The sequence below is a fragment of the Chamaesiphon sp. OTE_20_metabat_361 genome (genome assembly GCF_031364565.1).
In genome coordinates, this window is sequence record NZ_JANLWO010000461.1 from 1 (window position 1) to 2186 (window position 2186).

At 48.0% G+C, this 2186-nt stretch carries 3 protein-coding genes; 1 reads left to right on the forward strand and 2 read right to left on the reverse strand.

Annotation, left to right across the window (positions count from 1 at the left end):
- The coding region (locus RMO35_RS13530; RefSeq protein ID WP_396135668.1) for an MFS transporter at positions 1–730 on the reverse strand (730 nt) is incomplete at its 3' end.
- A 45-nt stretch (positions 731–775) separates the two neighbouring features.
- Between RMO35_RS13530 and RMO35_RS13535 the strand changes: the two genes are divergently transcribed.
- Positions 776–919 carry a hypothetical protein gene (locus RMO35_RS13535; RefSeq protein WP_309741824.1) on the forward strand — a complete coding sequence of 48 codons (144 nt, stop codon included), beginning with the start codon at positions 776–778 and terminating at the stop codon, positions 917–919.
- A gap of 381 nt (positions 920–1300) precedes the next feature.
- Here RMO35_RS13535 and RMO35_RS13540 read toward each other — a convergent pair.
- Positions 1301–2186, reverse strand: an 886-nt coding sequence (locus RMO35_RS13540) for a carbohydrate kinase (protein WP_309741825.1), incomplete at its 5' end; no start/stop codon positions are given.

Sequence of the window (2186 nt, forward strand, 5' to 3'; positions counted from 1 at the left end):
TATTTACGCCTAAGCCGACACTGGCACCAATACTATCGGCGATGCCTAAAATCGGTTCGCCGATTGCAAAGCCGACAATCAGCGAACCCATTGCGGTTGTCGTGTACAGCGAATTGGCTGAGAGTAAATTTGGCTTATCGACAATCATCGAGATGGCTGCTTGCTCGGCGGGGGAGAAAAATTGCCCCATTGTCGATACTAGAAAGGTAATTGCCAGGAGAATTTCAAACCCGATCGGTAAATTAACTAAAACTTGCCCTTTAGTCAACCATAATAAAAACGGCACTGAAAGCACCAACAATCCCCGCAGCAGGTTGGTACTAACTAAAACCTCTTTTTTGTGCCAGCGATCGACAAAGACCCCTGCCAGCGAGCCAAATAGCACCGCAGGGATCGTATTTGCAATCATGATCGCCGATACCCAACCACTGATACTCTGATTTTCGGATTGAAATTGACTCTCAATGATGGCGATCATCAATACCACATAAACTTTATCGGCTAGCTGCGAGAAGATCTGACCGCTCCAGAGGGTGACAAAGTTGCGATTTTTGAGGACTGAAATAACTCCTGGTTTAGGATTAGCTGTTTCAGTTGCCTGTATCTGTGGGATCGCGGCACCTTGCTCATTTGCGCCGACGACATCTACTGGCATTTCACTAGTTTCAGTATGTGTGTGGGCATCTGTCAGGTCATTTTCTGGTGCCTTGTCAAAATCAGATAATCGCATTGAGTAATGTGGTAGGGCTGTGATAACCGCAAAAGTTAAGTATTGATGAGACAAAGACTCTTCAGAGGAGGAGCTGCCTCAGAACTGAGCCTGCTGCTAGCTAGCAAGTATAACAAGTGCCAAGCTGGTGCGGGCAGATTCAAATGCTTGGAGCAGCCAGTTAAGTTAGCAGTAGCGATCGAACCCTAACTGCACTGATGGCTTCTTTCTCTTCTATTTTAAAGCGATTCAGGTCTAAGCAACAGATCGATCTCGCTTGTTGCGTAATTTAACATTGGTGCTTGACTCAGAGGGCATGACGCTCTCAACCTATCTTAAGTGGAAAACTAGTCACTCGGGATGATAAAAGCCCCACATCGATCGGTTCACCTAAGTTAAATAGCTGACCGCACCGAGGGATAATTGAGGTAGTATTATTCACATTTTGCACCAGCTCCAAAATCCCTAGTTAAGTGGGGTAAAGGTTAAAGGGAAAAGGAACACAGCGAATCATCTATCCTTTACCCCTTACCCCTTTCCCTTTACCCTAAAGCCACTAACAGTAAACACGTATTGGTACAAGATGTAAGACTACGCGCTCAGAAACTGACGGATCTCGGCATCTGTAGGCTGGGCATCGATCGCGCCAGGTTTAAGCGTCGTCAAAGCCCCAGCAGCCGCTGCATAGCGGACTATTTCTGGTGCAGGTTGAGATGTCCCCAATTGATGTATCAATCCGGCGACAAAGGCGTCTCCAGCCCCGGTAGTATCGATCGCGTTGACACTAAAAGCAGGCTGTTCGCCAGCAAACCCATCTAACCAGTATTCACACACATTGCCACCATCGGTGACAAAAATTCCCATGGCTTTGGGTAAGTATTCGCAGAGCAGTTGGGGCGATGTTTGCCCATAAATTAGTTCGGCTTCTTCTTTGGCAAACTTGACATAATCCGCACTGGCGAGGAGTCTTTTTATCGCGGGAATAGCTACTGTCGGCGATGTCCAAAAAGTCGGTCGCCAGTTGATATCTAATACGATCTTCACCCCCTGAGCGGTGGCAAATTCTACAGCTTGCCAAGTACTCGCCGCACTGAGCGGATATGCTAATGCTAATGTCCCCAGTAATAAAAAGTCCGCACCTATAAATAAGTCTCTCGACACTACACTCAATTGGGTGTCGGCAAATTTATCGGTCGCAATCCCCCCAAAATCGCCAAAAATGCGATCGCCATCTGCGGTTCGTACTACATATACCTGCCGCGTTGGGGCGGTGGGATGGCGTTGTAAGCCAGTCAGATCCACACCTTGAGTTGTCAATTTGTCCGTCAATTTCTCGCCAGCTTCATCGGTACCGACACAGCCGATAAATCGCGATCGATCGCCCATTTTGACGAGCGCACAAGCCACATTCGCAGGTGCGCCACCCGGTAACGGCGTCCAAGATGCGACTAGCTCGCGACTGACACCAATCTCATTT